Here is a 17,379-nt window from a genome sequence, read left to right as displayed (position 1 = left end):
GAAGTTGTTTTGAGTAGTCTTTTACTTGTCAAATTGAATTCAAATTCCTTCTAAAATAACTAATTTAGTTATCTTAAAAAACACCTCTGAAGCATGCTACATAAACTCAACCTGGAACACATCCTCTTTCTGGACATAGAAACCGTTCCTGAACAGGAGGATTTTGAGGACTTAACTCCCGCGAAACAAAAGCTGTATGCCGATAAAACGCAGTACCAGCGGAAAGAAGAGTTTACAGCTGAGGAATTTTACGAGCGTGCCGGCATCTGGGCAGAATTCGGAAAGATCGTATGCATTTCGGTGGGGTATTTTAATTTTAAGGGCAACGAACGCAAATTCAGAACCACCAGCTTTTTTGGTGAAGAAAACGACTTATTAAAACGTTTCAAGATTCTGGTTGAAGATTATTTCAGCTTACCCCATCACCTGATGTGCGGGCACAATGCCAAGGAATTTGATTTTCCCTACATCGCCAGACGCATGCTGATTCACGGGATTTCACTGCCGGAAAAGCTTCAGTTTTATGGTAAAAAACCCTGGGAAATTCCGCACCTGGACACGCTGGAACTATGGAAATTCGGGGATTATAAACACTATACCTCATTAAAGTTACTCACCGAACTTTTCAATATTCCCTCTCCAAAGGATGACATCGACGGCAGCCAAGTGAGAGACGTATATTACAAAGAAAAAGACATAGCTAGGATTGTGACCTACTGCGAAAAAGACGTTATTGCAGTTGCGCAGGTGATTTTAAAACTTCGCCAGGAAGACCTTTTGGAAGATCATGAACTTATCTCTGTTTAATGCTTAAAGTTAGTAATCTCAACATATATTTTGGAGAAGAACACGTCATCAAGAACGTCAGTTTTGATCTGCAACCCAACCAAATTCTGGGCATTGTAGGTGAATCCGGCTCTGGGAAATCGGTGTCGACATTGTCCATTTTAGGCTTACTCGGTCCAAAAGCTAGAGTAGAGGGTTCGATTTTGTTTCAAGACCAGGAACTCACAAATTTTAGTGAACAGCAGTTCCAAAAAATTCGAGGCAATGACATTTCGATGATTTTTCAGGAGCCTATGAGTTCGCTAAATCCGTCGATGCGCTGCGGAAAACAAGTGGAAGAAGTGTTGATTCGGCATAAAAACCTCTCTAAAGCGCAGGTAAAACAAGAAGTCTTAAGCCTTTTTGAAAAAGTAAAATTGCCCAGACCAGAAGCCATCTTCAAGAGTTATCCTCACCAAATCAGTGGCGGGCAAAAGCAACGCGTCATGATTGCCATGGCGATTGCCTGCAAACCCAAAATCCTGATTGCAGACGAACCTACCACAGCTTTAGACGTCACGGTTCAGAAGGAAATTTTGAAACTGCTCAAATCCTTACAGCAGGAAACAGAGATGAGTATCATCTTCATTTCCCATGATCTGGCTTTAGTCTCAGAATTAGCAGATCGAGTGGCGGTGATGTACAAAGGTGAGATTGTGGAACAGAACGATGTGGTCACTATTTTCAAAAACGCCAGACATCAATATACCAAGGCACTTTTAGCTTCCAAACCTTCTACCAAACATCGTCTTAAAGCTTTGCCTACAGTTAAAGATTATATGCAGGAGGTTCCAAACTCTTCCATAGAAACTTCAGAAGAGAGAAAAAAAAGACATGAACTCATTTACTCCAGACCCCCTTTGCTTGAAGTCAGAAACGTCAGAAAAACCTTTATTTCGAATGCTGGCTGGTTTGAAAAAGCTGAAAAAATAAATGCTGTAGACGATGTAAGTTTTAAAATTTACAAAGGCGAAACTTTGGGTCTGGTTGGTGAATCCGGTTGCGGAAAATCGACTCTAGGCAATGCTGTTTTGAGGCTTGATGACCCCACCGAAGGCGATATTTTGTACCGGGGCAAGTCCATTACCAAACTGAAAGGCGAAGCCTTAAGACACCTCAGAAAAGACATTCAGTTGATTTTTCAGGATCCGTTTTCGAGTTTAAATCCACGACTTTCGGTAGGCAAAACCATTATGGAACCCATGAAGGTGCATGGCCTGTATGGCAATGCAGCATCAAGACGGGAAAAAACCATACAGATTTTGAAACGCGTGGGGCTGTCTGAAGAGCATTTCGACAGGTATCCCCATGAATTTAGCGGGGGGCAGCGTCAACGTATCGGCATTGCCAGAACCATTGCCGTGGAACCTAAACTGATCATTTGTGATGAGTCGGTGTCGGCTTTGGATATTTCGGTACAGGCCCAGGTCTTAAACTTGCTCAACGAACTCAAATCTGATTTTGGATTCACCTATATCTTTATTTCTCACGATCTGGCGGTCGTCAAGTATATGGCAGATCAACTTTTGGTGATGCATCAGGGTAAAATTGTAGAACGTGGCGAAGCTGATGCGGTCTATGCTCATCCTAAAAAAGCCTACACAAAACAACTTATTGAAGCGATTCCTAATGGGATTTGACTTAAATGAAATTACTCCGCGAGCTTTTGTATCTCTTGGCCCAAGTCTGTCCTGATATGATCTAAGGGTAATAAAAAACCACAGCCCTACCTCCGAAACCTGATAAACAACAATTGAAGAAGTCAGGCTTTAATAAAATAGGATTCAATCAATTATTTTAATAATCACAGATAAAGAGAATAATACACCCACCGGTCGACCACGTTGTTCGCCAGGCTTCATGTCAGGTAGCATTTTAACAACTCTTATACCTTCAGACTCTAATTTTGGGTGAGGTGCCCTGGCCGCAATGTCAACGATAGATCCTGTATGATCGATCTTGAAGCCTATGAATACACGATGTGTTCCGCTGAGTTTTAAATCGCTTGCAATGTCCATGTCAAATTTTTCATGCATAAATTCATTTACTTTCCGGTTCATGCATTCTTTTCTTTCTTCATTGCTTTTCAGACCCTCACACCCAGGAAACACCGGCACGGTTTCAATCACTGAAAAAGGCACGTCTTCTATCACCTCTTCTACATCTTCCACTTCTCCCACGCTCACAATTTCACCTGTTTTTTGAGTTGTTTTTACGTTAACACTCTCATTTTGATTGGTTTCTGTAGATTTTATGTTTACCTCCTGTATGTCTAAATCATTATCAACAATCCTAATGACCTCAGGAACAGGCGCCGGCGGGGCTGGAGGTGGAGGTGGTGGAGTATTTTTTATTTCTGTTATAGGTGCAGATTCTTTTTCTATTAAATTGAGATATAAGACTTCTGTTTCGGTGTGTTCATTTCTGTAAGTTTTACGTTCTATCATTATAAGTGAGAACGAAAGGGATATGATAAGACCTATTTGAAAAAAAATAAGACTATACTTGGAAAGGTCTTTTTTGGGATACTTTTTAATTTTCATGATCCTAGGCATTAGAACTGTTACTAATTTAAGAAAAACTCAATTTTAAATTTATGACAGAAATCAGGTCTGCTTAAAATAGTTTCAATGTAAAGACAGCAAATTTTAAACCTGCTGATTTCAATTCGTGAGTAGTACCTTGTGTCCTCTTCGTGACCTCCGTTCCTCTGCCTGTCCTGAGTGTAATCGAAGGGTGATGACATTAAAAAAATCTTAATAAGTTAGCCAATGGTTATGCTTAACAAATTTCTTTAGATCAATAAAACAGCTTTAGTATGACGCATAATTCACTCACCTCTCATCACTCAAAAACTCAAAGACTCACAGACTATAGATTTTAAATTTACTTACTTTTACTTCTCTCTCATCGCTCAAAAACTCACAGACTATTGGTAACTTTGTCTCATGACTTTAGATTTGCTTTCCAACATAAATTCTCCGGAAGACTTACGTGAGCTTGAAACTCAACAGTTGCAGCAATTAGCCCGGGAGCTAAGGGAGTTTATCATAGACATCGTTTCGACCAAGGAAGGCCATCTGGGTGCCAGCCTGGGCGTGGTGGAACTCACCATTGCCCTTCACTACTGCTTTGAAACTCCAAAAGACCTGCTGGTCTGGGACGTAGGCCACCAGGCTTACGGTCATAAAATCTTAACCGGTCGACGGGATAGTTTTGAAACCAACAGAAAGCTTAACGGCATCTCTGGTTTTCCAAAACGTGAAGAAAGCATCTACGACACCTTTGGTACCGGTCACAGCTCCACCTCCATCTCAGCTGCATTGGGCATGGCTATTTCTTCTCAGTTGAAAGGCGATTTCAACAAACAACACATCGCTGTGATTGGTGATGCCTCCATAGCCTCCGGGATGGCGTTTGAAGGCCTGAATCATGCCGGAGTGACCAAAGCTAACCTTTTGATTGTGCTCAACGATAATGCCATCGGCATTGACCCCAGCGTTGGCGCTCTTAAAACCTATCTGACCAAAGCTAAAATCGGTAAAAAACCGACTCAGGATAATATCATTGAAGCGCTTAACTTTCACTACGAAGGCCCCATCGACGGGCACGATTTACCTGAACTTTTAAAAGCATTCGAGAAGCTGAAAACCAAAAAAGGCCCAAAACTTCTGCATGTCATTACCAAAAAAGGCAAGGGTTTAAAACAGGCGGAGGAGGATCAGGTGAAATACCATGCCCCCGGAAAGTTTGATAAATTCACAGGCGAGGTCATTCCAAAAAACAACAAAGACTTAGCTCCCAAGTTTCAGGATGTGTTTGGCCTGACTTTACTGGAACTGGCTCGAAAAGATGAGGCTATCGTTGGCATTACGCCTGCCATGCCCACCGGAAGTTCGCTAAAATACATGATGGGCGAATTTCCAGACCGTGCGTTTGATGTTGGCATTGCCGAACAGCACGCCGTCACGCTTGCGGCGGGTATGGCCACTCAGGGCCATAAAGTCTTTTGTGCTATTTATTCCACCTTTCTGCAACGCGCCTACGACCAGGTGATCCATGATGTGGCTATACAAAACCTGCCAGTTGTGTTTTGCATTGACCGAGCCGGACTGGTAGGCAATGACGGCGCCACTCACCACGGCGTGTTTGATCTGGCATTTTTGCGCTGTATTCCTAATTTAATCGTCGCTGCTCCGGCAGATGCTATAGAACTGAGACAACTTCTTTATACTGCCACTCAGGATTTACAACAGCCGATGGCGATCCGTTATCCGAGAGGACGCGGAGAAATTAAAGATTGGAAAATGCCTTTCGAAAAGCTGGACATAGGCAAGGGAAGATGCCTTTTAGAAGGCGAAGAACTGGCTGTCTTAAGCCTGGGAAGTATATCAGGCAATGTCTCTAAAAGCATTGAAGCTATCGGTAGCAGGCCTGCCCGACTGAATCATGCAGGCAAGCCTGCCCGACTGAATCATGCAGGCAAGCCTGCCCGACTGGATCATGCAGGCGGGCCTGCCCGACTGAATCATGCAGGCGGGTTCAGCATAGCTCATTACGATTTGCGTTTTTTGAAACCTCTGGATGAAGACCTGCTTCAGTCCATATTTGAAAAATTCAGTCATATCATCACCATTGAAGATGGCACTGTAAAAGGTGGCTTTGGCGATGGGGTTTTAGAATTTGCTCAAACTCGAAACTACACCGGTAAAATACACAAACTAGGGATTCCAGACCAGTTTATTGAACACGGTGACACTCAAGAATTATATGAAATCGCAGGCATTTCTTCAGAAAAAATTAAAGAAAAGATTCTTTCAATTCTTCACTAATCCTGATTTCGACCTGATTCATCGGGATACAATTCATACACAGCATCGCTTTGCCAGACTTTTTTAGTATCGACATCAATAAGGCTGACAGGCCCTTTAAAGGCAGCGCCAGTATCGATGTTCCAAACGTTGGCTAAGTTTACCGGCTCGGTCTTTCCCATGCGGGTGGTCGGTGTGTGACCGATATAGATTTCGTTGAATAGCTTTAGCCTGGTTGGATAAAAATCATCCTCAGGAGAAAGTGACTTGTCCATGGCTTTCACCATTTCCCAAAGCGATCTGTCCCAATACACGGTGTTGGGATAAAACTCTGCTGCGGGTCCATGCAGATTGGCAAATCCAGCGTGTAAAAACAGTCGGTTTTGCTTATCGATATGATAGTTCGTCAGATTTTCCAAAAACTGACGATGCAGACTCTTAACAGTTGAACTCACTTCTTTATAAGCTTTCATCGTACTTTTCCCACCGTGTTCCAGCCATTTGGGATTGGACTCGCCGGTGCGAAACCAGTCCAGTACTAAATCGTCGTGATTGCCTCTTATAAACATGCATTCCTGTTCTTCTTTAAGCTGAATGAGATACGACAGCAACTCGGGGGTTCCGCTCCATCCATCAACATAATCGCCAAGGAAAATCAACTGGTCATCCTTTGTTACTTCTGCACGTTCCAAAACCTGTTCCAAAGCGCGAAAACCTCCGTGTATATCACCAATTGCTAATGTTCTGCTCATCTTAATTGTATTTTATTTTTCGTAAAATTCTCATATTGTCTTTTAGCCGTTCATAGGCTTTTTTCTGAATCTGTTTCAGTAAAGGTTTGGCTTCCTCCAGCTTTTCCAGGGAACTCTCGAAGCCATTAAGATAGGCGATGAGGTATATCGTGGACATATTGACCAGTTCTTTTTTTTCTGCTGAATTCAGGGCTAACTTCTTTTTAAGCTTTTTCAATAAACTATCGTTATGGTTAAGATAGTGTCTCAGCGTTTTTTGATCGAATTGCGGTGGCTGAAAGACCAGTTGCGATTCGATGTCGTAATGCATATTGTCTTTAAACTGAATCGACACTTTTTCTAAAGGATAGTACTTAAACTTATTTTGAAGTCCTAATTGTACGTATTCTAAAATTTCGAATTTATCATCATCGTACTGGATTTCGACTTCATCAAGATCGGAATAAAAGAGCTTGACCTGCTCGTTAATCAATTGGATATTGACTCTGGAATAAAAGGTTTTGTCTCCTACTGATTTCGGTTTAGCTGCCCAGCATAGTACAAAGTATTCTTTAAAGACTTTGTATTTGGGATTGAAATCCCTGCTTTTCAAAATGAAATCATGAAAGCCATCCAGGGTTAATTCAATATTATTCTGAGAGTTTTGTTCTATAGCAGCGACAATTTCAGAATTGATATCTTTTATTTCAATGTCAAACACCTTGGGTTTGCTTATGCTGCCTTCCCGCATAAAAACAGTTCCTCCCCAGTACTTCCAGATGTTCTTTCTCAACGCACAAATGCTGTTGTCTCTTTTGGGTCGTATGGATACTAATCCCACCACCTTGTCTTCTGGCAAGTGTGGAAACTGGATATTCTCGTAAGAAACAACGGGTGGATTCTCCAGATAGGCATTGACCAGATTTTGAATCTTACTGTCATCGAAAAAGTCTACCCCAACAATGCGGTTGTTTTCATCTTCAACCCCTATAACGATGTAACCATTGCTTTCTGGGTTGGTGTTGGAAAGGGAGCAAACGTGTTTTAAGAATTTGGCCTTACCCTCTTTAGAACCAATATCTACACGTAGTTTCTTGTCGTAGAAACTATTCTCGCCACTATGGGCGAGAAGGTTTTTGATAAGAAGGCGCTTGTTAATCATAGATTTGGCTAAAATTACAAGAAAAAACTCAACTTAACTTCAGACAAGTTTGAATTAATTGTAAAAAAAAACGAGACCCAAAATGAGTCTCGTTTAAAAAATAAGCTTGAATTTATATTAGGCATCCGGATTGTAGATCCAGCTTCCCTCTTCCTTGATTAAGTAAACGGTTTCTGTACCAGAAGTACCGTTATAAATAGCATAAGTAATGACATACTTCTGCCCATTTTCAGCATCAGGATTTTTGCTCTCTAATACAACATTCATCGCTTCCAAGATCATCTCATCACTCCAGAAATTAGAGTTGCCCGGTCTACGGTCGAAGTTACCGTAGTTACCTGCACTTGATGTTGGGCCAGGGTACTGACTTGATAAAGCATTAGCTATTAAGTTGAAATCATCTGCAGTTAATTCATACTTAATAGTATTATCCGGAACCCAGGTATCACCATCATGACCGAACTGAAGCGTTTCTGGAACTACGTTAGTCAATAAAGTCCACGTGTTGTCTTTATAAATGTAATTAGCAAACTGGAAATTAACATTGCCATCGTAGTACTTGTAAAGGATGTTTTTAACTGTACCTTCCACTATCTCTTCCTCATAAAAAACAGAGTTGTTAAGTAGAATTTGAAGTTTAGTTTCAGCCTGATCCTGACTATTGAAATTATAGAATCTACCGTGCCCCATTTCTTCATACTGAGCATCTGTTACTCTCATGGTTTCATTCCACTTTGAACCGTCAAATATGAAGCCCTGAGTCCATGTATTTACAGAACCATCATAAAACTTGAAGGTCAATAAAACGAGATCGTCATCTGCAGCATCAGGGTACTTAGTGCTTAAGAAATCTTTGATATCAGAGTAATCATCAAAGTTGCCATATCTTGAATAGGGATCGTATTCTTCTCTGGACAACTCATACCTTGTGGTTTCGTCTCTAACTCTTAACTGTGGTGAATATAAATCGTAAGTCACTAATGCCTGAGAACCCTTTCCCCAGAATGGGAACATGTCGTCAAGTAAGACAGGAACAAGTTCTTTGGCCTGGTCTGTATTATCAAAATTAGGAAATCTACGGTCCAGAACATCTGTATAATCTTCTTCGACTAATGTGTAGTCCACAGCACCAACAACAGGCTCGCTGTCAAGTTCAGCATTGATTTCGTTTTCAATGTCTTCTACTGGCTCACAGCTTATGATGAATAAGCTAAAAAATAAGCCTGCTAAGAGAGATATTTTTTTCATTTTAATTTGTTTTAAAAGTTAATTTTAGTTCCGATTGTATAAGTTCTACCAAAACCGTACCATACAAGAGCGTCTGAAGCAGTTGCAGTAGCGCCGTTTCTTGCATCAGCAATATATTCAGTGTTAAATAAGTTATTGACATTTCCGATAATAGTACCGTTTAATGTACCTATTTTATAGTTATGCGTTAAGCCGAAATCGAAAAGACCAAATTCTGGCGCCTTCCAGGACTGTGGTGCATCTGGCGTAGTTCTTGAGTTTGGATCAAAATCTGCGTAGAAGTCTCCTGCAAAATTGTAATCTAAACGAACGTTTGTTCCAGGAAACACTTCGTATCGAGAACCTAAAGCAAAGGTTGTTTGAGCAGCATCACCCACTTTTAAATCTTCGATATAAAGATCAATAGTTCTTACCAGATTTTGTTCATCATCAAAGATTTGAACATCAGTTACATTGTTATCCCAGGTCCAGTCTCCTAAAGACACCATACCTGTGAATGTTAAACGATTGGTGGCCTTATATCTAAAATCCAATTCAATACCCTGATGGATTGCATTTACACCCAAAATGTTTGCTGAACCAAACGTACCGTCCTGGTTTTGGAAACCTTGAGTTAAAGTTCTATCATTCCAACGTGTATGGTAAATATTTAAGTTTCCGGAAAATTTGCTTGATCTGAAACCATAGCCAAGTTCTGCACTAAATATTTTTTGGTTTTCCGCACCTTCATTGATGTCATTTCTAAAATTTAAGAATGCTGCTCTGAAGAACGGTGCTCTTTCAAAATAACCAATGTTAGCAAAAACGTTTTGATTGTCGTCTATATTGAAGTTGGCTCCCCCTTTTGCTGAATATCCAAAAAAGTTTTGAAAGTCAGTTTCTCGTTCTGGGTCAGAATCTGCGTAATTGAAATAATCAATACGCTTATAAGACGTGTTTGAAGCTGCTAGAGAAATAAATGCTGATAGTTCGTTAGTTGAGTACTCAGCCTGTACGAAGCCACCTTCCCAAAGCACGATTCCATCATTCCAGTAGTTGATTTTATCTCCAACTTCAGCAGTATTTACCGGGTTGTTTATGTTAGAGTCATCAAAATAAAACTGACCTCCTAATAAATCTTTTACTTCCTGGAAGTGTTTTCCCTCATAATATCTAAGGTCAAGACCTGCTAATAATTTGATATCATCGGTTAAGTCTGTCGTTAACGTAGACAAGCCACCAAACCAAGAGTGGTCGTTTCTTGAATCTCTCAAAATCGTCTCAGATCCTAAAGCGCCCTGTGCAACATTCTCATCTACGATCTTATCAAAGTTGACAGGTTGAGCAAAGCCATCTCTGTAATCAGAATCTAAACCAAATTTATTGACACCAGAGAAACCTCCGCCACCACCAGTACCAAACGAGGCATAAACCGCAGTAGATAATTGTGTTTTATCACTGATATCCCAATAGTGATTTAAAGACATTTGAGGCTTGTGGTAAAAGTTGTCCTCAACACTAGTAACCTGACCATCTTTGTAACCCCAGTCACGGTTGAATTTGATTTCTCTTTCACTTCTTTGGAAAGTTCTGATTAATTCTCTGTTTTGGCGTTGACCGTGTTTTTGTGGCGCACCAAAAGCTGTAAAAGAGAGTTGATGATCTTCGCCTAAATCTTTAGCTACATTTATAAAGTAAGAGTAGCCCTCAAACCAGGTTCCATCAACAAAACCATTACCCGTTGTTTTGGAAGCTGAAATTGTAGCTGCCCAGCCATTGTCCATACGTCCAGTCGAAACTGTACCACCAAATTTCTGGTAGCCATCGTTACCAGTCGTCGCAAAAAAGTTTCCTCCTTCTTCGGCATCTGTAGTTTTTGTCACAATGTTGATCGTTCCTCCGATAGAAGGGACAGCAACCTTAGAAGCACCCAAACCTCTCTGAACCTGCATAAAACGAGTCACATCCGATAAACCAGCCCAGTTAGACCAGTACACACGTCCATTTTCCATGTCATTAACAGGAACACCGTTAATCATCACAGCAATGTTTTCAGAATTGAAACCTCTTAATCTTAGATTAGCATCTCCGTAACCTCCACCTTGTTTGGTGACATACACCCCTGGAGTAGATTTTAAAATCTCTGGAAATTCCTGGCTACTTATCTGAGTTTCGATTTCTTTAGACTTTAAAGTAGAAACTGCTACAGGAGTCTGACGATCGATTGCCAATGAATACGTTGTAATTACAATTTCTTCAAGTGCGTTATCGTCTTCTTCTAGCGTGATTTCACCAATGTCAACCTGACTTCCATTGACGATGTTAAACTCAACGGTAGTTGACTTAAAACCAACATAAGAAACTTTTAATTTACCTGATGTAGCGTTGACATTCAAAGTAAACTCACCATCAAAATTGGTTGTTGTACCGTTACTAGTGCCGTCTACAATAACATTGGCTCCAGGTAATGGAGATCCCATGTTACCGTCTAAAACTGTTCCAGTTACAGTGTTTTGCGCATAAATACTTACTCCCATAATTAAGAATAAGCCAAGTAGCATTTTTTTCATTTGAAAATGTTTTTTGTTTATATTTTGATGCAAAGAAACACAGATAATAAGTTCTAATATTAAGACAAGGTTAAGAAAGTATTGGGAAAAAAAGAAAGTTTATCTAAAGCTGAATTAGCAGGTATAGCCCCGGATTATCTCTTGTTTGACCTGAAAAAGTTAAGACTAATACGTGAATAGCTAGTATTTACTGGGATTGACGAAATCAATAGAGCTTAAGAGTGAAGTCGATTGCAACACGGAGCAAATACTATATTCTATAAAACACTCAGCTTAATTTAGAGTAATCTTAAATTAATTGTTAAAAAAAAGAGATCCGCCTGGGCGGATCTCTTTTTCAATATAAAAGATGAAATTTAATTTATTTAAAGATATATCTTAAACCAATTTGCATTTGCCATCTTGACGAAAGGATTCCTGAGTCATCGAAAATCTCAAGATCTTCCTCTGATCCAAATCTGTCTGAATTAAAGCTAAACACAGGATCTGGTCCACCCTCTTCAACATCTAAGATTCCTACACTTCCAGGAATAAATGGTCTACGTCCCCAATCTTTATTGATAAGATTTGTGAAGTTGAAAATATCGAATGATAATTGGAACGTGTGTTTTTTGCTATTTAAATTAAGACTGAAATCCTGTAAAAACTTCAAGTCGACGATGTGACTCCAAGGCCCTCTCTCGCCGTTACGCTCAGAATATTGCCCTCTTCTCTCACTTAGATAATCGCTTCTATTAATAAAACTGTTAAATGCTTCCCACTGCTCTTGTTGCTCTACTGGAGTCCCAGCAAAAGTGATTTCACTTGCATCTCTAGGGATATAGATCAAAGCATTATCTCTGGAATCATCATTTAAGATGTTAGCTTGTCTATTGTTGTACAAGTAAGTGAAAGGAGATCCTTCTTCACCTGCATAAAATAAAGATAGTGTACTTTTTACATTATCATTCCACTCGTACTCATAAGATGCATTTGCAGAAATTCTTGAACCTAAAGAAAAGTTAGAACGCTGAATACCTGGATTAGCATTTTTACCATTTACAGTTTCAAGTCCTCTCCACTGTGATGAGTTTTGCGATGATGTCCCTTCAAAAATATTGTAAGATTCACCGTAAGTATAAGCTATCTGTCCAGCAAATCCATTTTGAAATGGCTTTGTCAGCTTGAAAGTAGCGTTGTAAGCATAACCTTCACTAGTATTCGTTCCTAAAAAGATACTAGAATAGTTGTCATCTATCAAATCTCTACGGTTGTAATAAGGTCTATTATCCGCTCCGTTGAGTGTTCCTACTGGTCCTCTTAAATTTACGTTTTCATAAAAAACGTTATTTAAAATGTCGTTGTATAAAAACTCTCCCGAAGCTATTAAATTCCAAATTGGTAACTTTTGATCAACAGCGATGTTGTATTTAGCAACCTGAGGTAACTTAAAGTCTGGAGCAAATATGTCAATTTGTCCACCTGTAGATCCGGTACCTGGTTCAGCTCCTGGCTGAACTGGCTGGTCAAATGGATCTGGATTAAAGAATACATCTCCATTAATAGCCCTTTCATCAACAAATCCTGCAGTTAAACCGTTATTATTGTATGCGCCACCTGGCCAAACCAGAGGAATTCTAGAAGTAAATACACCAACCCCACCTCGTACTTGAGTTGTTTTATTTCCACCAACATCCCATGAAAATCCTAATCTTGGAGAAAAGTGTACCTGAGTATCGATACCCTGTCCAACTCTTGCTCCCTGCAAGTCTTTACCGTTGGCTTCTAAAAGCTGAACAGTTCTGGTATTAAAATCATCATTTACTAAACCATCACTAAAGTACGGCATATCGATACGCAATCCTAAACTCACTTTCAAATCATCTGTTACATCTACATCATCTTGTGCGTAGAACCCTAGTTGAGAGTAAGTAAATTCTGCAGCCCCAGCTGAGTTGTCTCCTGTGCCGCCTATAAGAGAGTATCCTCTATCGAAAAATCTTGCAGGCTCCTCATTTCCGCTAACACCGTCAAGATAAGTGTTAAAATCAGAAAGTGAAGAAAATCTATATTGACCAAAATTTTGTCTAAAAAATACATTCTTAGCATCAAAATGTTCAAAGTTAACACCGAATGTTAATTTATGACGACCAGTATAGTATTCAAAGTTATTAGTAATATTCAATACTTTTTGCTCTAATAAGTTAGCCGTTGAAAATGGCTCAGAACCAAAATAAATACTTCCCGAACCATCGAAGATCTGTACAGCTGGGAATGGGTTTCCTGTTGGGTTTCTGTCATCTAAAACATCTGTATATGCAATAAGAAGGTTATTAGACATATCAGAACCATTAGTTGTACTCCACTCCAAAGTTGTTGAGTTAGTTCTTGAAGGAAAAAATACACCCCTACCAGTGAAGTTTAGGTTTCTGGCATTACTTTGTCTTGGATTTGTATTTTCAGCATTTACATAAGAATTTTTAAATGTGATGCTATTTTTATCGTTAATATTCCAGTCAATTCTAGTAATAAGTTTATCACTTACAAGTTTTGAAGGATTATTTTCAAAAACACCAGGATTATAACCATAGTTATCAATCAAACCCTGCTTTAAGTTAGAAATGTCTTGTCTAGATGCATCACCTTGATAACGATCAAAATTAAATGGCTGTGGAGTTACCTCGTCTTGTCTTTCATAATTGATAAAATAAAATAATTTATCTTTTACAATAGCACCACCTATTCGAGCACCAAAAAGCTCTGCAGTGAAGTCAGTCAATTTTTCCCTTTCATCTTCATTTATCGCAGTCGGTGTCTTACCAGCTAAATCCTGATTTCTTAAGTAATAATAAGCAGACCCTTCTGTGTTATTTGAGCCAGAACGTGTAATCGCATTGATAGACCCACCTGCAAAACCAGATTGTCTTACATCAAATGGAGCTAGATTAACCTGGAAAGACTCAATCGCGTCAATTGAGATTGGGCTTACACCTGTCTGTCCTCCGTTGGTTCCTGAACCAGCAAGACCAAAGGCATCATTACTAACCGCACCATCCACATAAATAGCGTTGTATCTGTTGTTTTGACCACCTAAGGAAATACTTCCATTCTCACCTACTTGAGCTTCTGGAGTTGTTCTAATAAAATCTCCTAACGAACGTGTTGCAGAAGGAAGGTTTGCAACTTGTCTTTGAGATATATTCGTGTTTGAACCTGTTTGTCCAGAATCAAAAATTCCGTTTCTTGACGCTGAAATAACAACTTCGTCTAAAGCATTAGAGGACTCAGACATTTGTCTGCTGATTCTTTCAGTATCACCTAAGTTAAGGTAAATTCCTTCTAATTCAATGTTTTCAAAACCAACATAGGTAATCTTAAAAGTATATGGTCCACCAACTCTCATGTTTGAGATACGGTAAAAACCATCAAAATCTGTTACAACACCATACTGAGTTCCAGTTGGCGTGTGTACAGCAAGAACATTTGCTCCAGGCAATGGTTCTCCTGTACTGTCTGTAATCTTACCGCTCATCGATGAGGTTGTCACCCCTTGGGCATAAACGCCTATTCCCATGATAAAGAATAAGCCAAGTAGTAATTTTTTCATTTGATTTTTTTTTTATTTTTTATGCAAAGAAAGCCTAGATGGAAAGTTCTAATATTAAGACAAGGTTAAGAATACCTGTTAAAAAATTAAATTTTAAAACCGTGGAAGACTACTCAATCGGGATCAAATATCTTGAGTTGTTAATTTGTTAGGATACAGTATGCTAAGTGCTTTAAATTATTGCCAATAATAACTTCAAAAGGTGAATTACATAATTTCTTTGTACTCAACATTATCAAGTTGAACTTTTAAAGGGGCCATAAATTCAAAATAAGAAGGTTTGAGTTCTTCTTTCATAGGTTCAGCTTCGGGTAAATCCTCCTTGTAGGGATCTACCTGTCTCCCATTAACCCAAAACCTGTAGCAAACGTGAGGACCAGTGGCTAAACCCGTTTGCCCGACGTAGCCAATGATCTCTCCCTGCTTTACGTATTGACCTACTTTAACAGCACGTCTGGACATGTGTAAATATTGTGTAGAGTATTTACTGGTATGTCTCACTTTCACATAATTGCCATTTCCCCTGGTATAGCTGGCTTTTGTCACGACACCATCGGCCGTAGACCAAATGGGAGTTCCTGTACCTGCAGCATAATCTGTTCCTTTATGAGCTTTCCAGCGTCTCTGCACAGGGTGAAAACGACGTCTTGTGTAGCGAGAAGATATTCTGCTAAACTGCAAAGGTGCCTTCAGGAAAAACTTTCTAAGCGTTTTAGCCTCCTCATCAAAGTAATCTGTACGACCTGTTAAAGAATCCATTTCAAATTCAAACGCATAAAACTCACGACCTCTGTGTTTTAAAACAGCGGCATCTATACTTTCAAGTCCAGCATAGATGGTATCATCTATATATTTTTCTTTGTAAATCAGCTTAAACTGATCACCTTCCTGAAGTTTAAAAAAGTCAACACTCCACTGATAAATATCAGCAAATCTGTTGGTCAGTAAATAATCCAGACCTGCTTCATCTATCGCTGCTGAAAGCGACGAAGAAATCACACCTGATGTGGTTTTCTGTTTGATAGTAACAGGTTTAGACTTGGCAGTCCCCTTTACGCTGTCCAGACTAATAACCGCATAATTAATAACTGAATTTTGATAAACGAAGTGCTCTACGCGTTGTGTGGAATCTTTGCTTTTAAAAACCGCATAAGGTTTGCCAGGATTTATTCTTCTGAAATTCATCACAGAATCCGGGATACTCTGGGTAAGCTGATACACTTTTCCTGGAGAAACGCCATGGCTGTCCATGATGGTTCCAAACGTATCGCCGCGCCTTACAGTATCAAAAACAACTTCATAATCGTTGAGGTTAAAGCCAAATATTTTGGGCTCTGGTATTTTTTCAACTTTAATAGTTTCTATTTCCTTTTCTGGAGTAGTTTCAACATCATCATTACAGGATATAACGAGAATACCCAGTAACAAAGAGAGAAGACGAAAGTTGAAAAATCTGAACATAAAGGTCTTTGTTAAAAACGCCAAAAATACGCTTTATTATAAGAAGTCAATACCGATTTTTGGGTAGAATTATCTAAAATAAGAAAAGTCTCAAAAAGAGACTTTTCTTATTTTAATTTTTTGCAATCGTTCTAAATTAGCTATCTGCCAAAGCTTCTGCACCTGCCACAATTTCCAAAATTTCATTGGTAATAGAAGCTTGTCTTGCTTTGTTGTAAGATAATTTTAAATCATCTCTTAACTCGGTAGCATTGTCTGTAGCTTTATGCATCGCAGTCATCCTCGCTCCGTGTTCTGATGCTACAGAATCTCTAATCGCCTTAAACAATTGGATTTTCAAAGACTTTGGAATTAAATCCTCTACAATTTCAATTTTATTAGGTTCAAAAATATAGTCAGAAGACATGCCTTCACCTTCCTTTTCACTTGCAGGTTTGATTGGTAAAAACTGCTCAGTAGTTACGATTTGTGTCGCAGCATTTTTGAAACTGTTGTAAACCAATTCAATCTTGTCATAGTTACCAGACTTGAATAATTCCATCAGATGCTCAGCAATTTCAGCTACATCTTCATAGGACAAATCATCATAAATATCAGTGTAAGATTCTTTTATGTCATTGTTTTTTCTTAAAACATCGCCAGCTTTTTTCCCAATAGCGATAATATCTACCGAATTGTCAGCATAGGTTTCCTGCATAAGGTTTCTTACCCGCTTAACAATGTTCGTATTGAAAGCTCCAGCCAGTCCTCTGTTAGAAGATATAGCAATAACTAGAACGTTCTTAATTTCTCTTTGATCAGAATAAGGGCTGTCCGTATCCTTATCCATAGACGCGCTCAGGCCTTGTAAAAGTTCAGTAAGCTTTTCTGCATAAGGACGCATATCCTCAATTGCATTTTGAGCACGATTCAACTTTGCAGCAGATACCATTTTCATGGCACTGGTAATCTGCATCGTAGATGATACCGATGTAATCCTACTTCTTAATTCCTTTAAATTAGCCAT

At 39.3% G+C, this 17,379-nt stretch carries 11 protein-coding genes; 3 read left to right on the top strand and 8 right to left on the bottom strand.

The features are described from left to right. The first annotated feature begins 93 nt into the window (after window positions 1-93). Window positions 94-807, top strand: coding sequence for a 3'-5' exonuclease (locus LB450_RS03080; RefSeq protein WP_224486390.1), 714 nt, complete (start codon window positions 94-96; stop codon window positions 805-807). Beyond that, window positions 807-2,465, top strand: coding sequence for an ABC transporter ATP-binding protein (locus LB450_RS03075; protein ID WP_224486389.1), 1,659 nt, complete (start codon window positions 807-809; stop codon window positions 2,463-2,465). Before LB450_RS03080 ends, LB450_RS03075 begins: the two co-directional genes overlap by 1 nt. 144 nt (window positions 2,466-2,609) lie before the next feature. Here LB450_RS03075 and LB450_RS03070 read toward each other — a convergent pair whose 3' ends face one another. Next, entirely contained in the window at window positions 2,610-3,368 is a 759-nt protein-coding gene (locus LB450_RS03070; protein ID WP_224486388.1) for an energy transducer TonB, read from the bottom strand. Window positions 3,369-3,773: 405 nt separating this feature from the next. Here LB450_RS03070 and LB450_RS03065 point away from each other — a divergent pair, with 405 nt between their 5' ends. Continuing rightward, window positions 3,774-5,657, top strand: coding sequence for a 1-deoxy-D-xylulose-5-phosphate synthase (locus LB450_RS03065; RefSeq protein WP_224486387.1), 1,884 nt, complete (start codon window positions 3,774-3,776; stop codon window positions 5,655-5,657). Here the strand turns inward: LB450_RS03065 and LB450_RS03060 are convergent. The 7 genes from LB450_RS03060 to atpG all read right to left on the bottom strand — a co-directional run bounded on the left by LB450_RS03060 (window position 5,654) and on the right by atpG (window position 17,379). After that, window positions 5,654-6,388 (bottom strand): metallophosphoesterase, encoded by a 735-nt coding sequence (locus tag LB450_RS03060; protein WP_224486386.1) that lies wholly within the window; start codon window positions 6,386-6,388, stop codon window positions 5,654-5,656. The two genes, LB450_RS03065 and LB450_RS03060, sit on opposite strands and share 4 nt — an antisense overlap. 1 nt (window position 6,389) lies before the next feature. Next, on the bottom strand, window positions 6,390-7,529 hold the full coding sequence (locus tag LB450_RS03055) for an ATP-binding protein (RefSeq protein ID WP_224486385.1): 1,140 nt from the start codon (window positions 7,527-7,529) through the stop codon (window positions 6,390-6,392). Between the two features lie 117 nt (window positions 7,530-7,646). Next, entirely contained in the window at window positions 7,647-8,777 is a 1,131-nt protein-coding gene (locus LB450_RS03050; protein ID WP_224486384.1) for a hypothetical protein, read from the bottom strand. A gap of 11 nt (window positions 8,778-8,788) precedes the next feature. After that, window positions 8,789-11,326, bottom strand: a complete 2,538-nt coding sequence (locus LB450_RS03045) for a TonB-dependent receptor (protein ID WP_224486383.1) — start codon at window positions 11,324-11,326, stop codon at window positions 8,789-8,791. Between the two features lie 361 nt (window positions 11,327-11,687). Then, complete coding sequence (locus LB450_RS03040; RefSeq protein ID WP_224486382.1) at window positions 11,688-14,912, bottom strand: TonB-dependent receptor; 3,225 nt, start codon at window positions 14,910-14,912, stop codon at window positions 11,688-11,690. Window positions 14,913-15,119: 207 nt separating this feature from the next. Then, a complete protein-coding gene (locus LB450_RS03035) occupies window positions 15,120-16,373 on the bottom strand; it encodes a M23 family metallopeptidase (RefSeq protein ID WP_224486381.1) in 1,254 nt (417 codons plus the stop codon). A gap of 136 nt (window positions 16,374-16,509) precedes the next feature. Next, a complete protein-coding gene (gene atpG / locus LB450_RS03030; RefSeq protein ID WP_224486380.1) occupies window positions 16,510-17,379 on the bottom strand; it encodes an ATP synthase F1 subunit gamma in 870 nt (289 codons plus the stop codon).

This window comes from Psychroflexus curvus (genome assembly GCF_020164585.1).
Classification (GTDB): domain Bacteria; phylum Bacteroidota; class Bacteroidia; order Flavobacteriales; family Flavobacteriaceae; genus Psychroflexus; species Psychroflexus curvus.
This window is presented reverse-complemented; position numbering and strand designations above follow the sequence as displayed.

Excerpts from the sequence above, each read along its gene's own strand:
- LB450_RS03080 (WP_224486390.1), top strand. The coding sequence starts at position 94 with ATGCTACATAAACTCAACCTGGAACACATCCTCTTTCTGGACATAGAA.
- LB450_RS03075 (WP_224486389.1), top strand. The coding sequence starts at position 807 with ATGCTTAAAGTTAGTAATCTCAACATATATTTTGGAGAAGAACACGTC.
- LB450_RS03070 (WP_224486388.1), bottom strand. The coding sequence starts at position 3,368 with ATGAAAATTAAAAAGTATCCCAAAAAAGACCTTTCCAAGTATAGTCTT.
- LB450_RS03065 (WP_224486387.1), top strand. The coding sequence starts at position 3,774 with ATGACTTTAGATTTGCTTTCCAACATAAATTCTCCGGAAGACTTACGT.
- LB450_RS03060 (WP_224486386.1), bottom strand. The coding sequence starts at position 6,388 with ATGAGCAGAACATTAGCAATTGGTGATATACACGGAGGTTTTCGCGCT.
- LB450_RS03055 (WP_224486385.1), bottom strand. The coding sequence starts at position 7,529 with ATGATTAACAAGCGCCTTCTTATCAAAAACCTTCTCGCCCATAGTGGC.
- LB450_RS03050 (WP_224486384.1), bottom strand. The coding sequence starts at position 8,777 with ATGAAAAAAATATCTCTCTTAGCAGGCTTATTTTTTAGCTTATTCATC.
- LB450_RS03045 (WP_224486383.1), bottom strand. The coding sequence starts at position 11,326 with ATGAAAAAAATGCTACTTGGCTTATTCTTAATTATGGGAGTAAGTATT.
- LB450_RS03040 (WP_224486382.1), bottom strand. The coding sequence starts at position 14,912 with ATGAAAAAATTACTACTTGGCTTATTCTTTATCATGGGAATAGGCGTT.
- LB450_RS03035 (WP_224486381.1), bottom strand. The coding sequence starts at position 16,373 with ATGTTCAGATTTTTCAACTTTCGTCTTCTCTCTTTGTTACTGGGTATT.
- atpG (WP_224486380.1), bottom strand. The coding sequence starts at position 17,379 with ATGGCTAATTTAAAGGAATTAAGAAGTAGGATTACATCGGTATCATCT.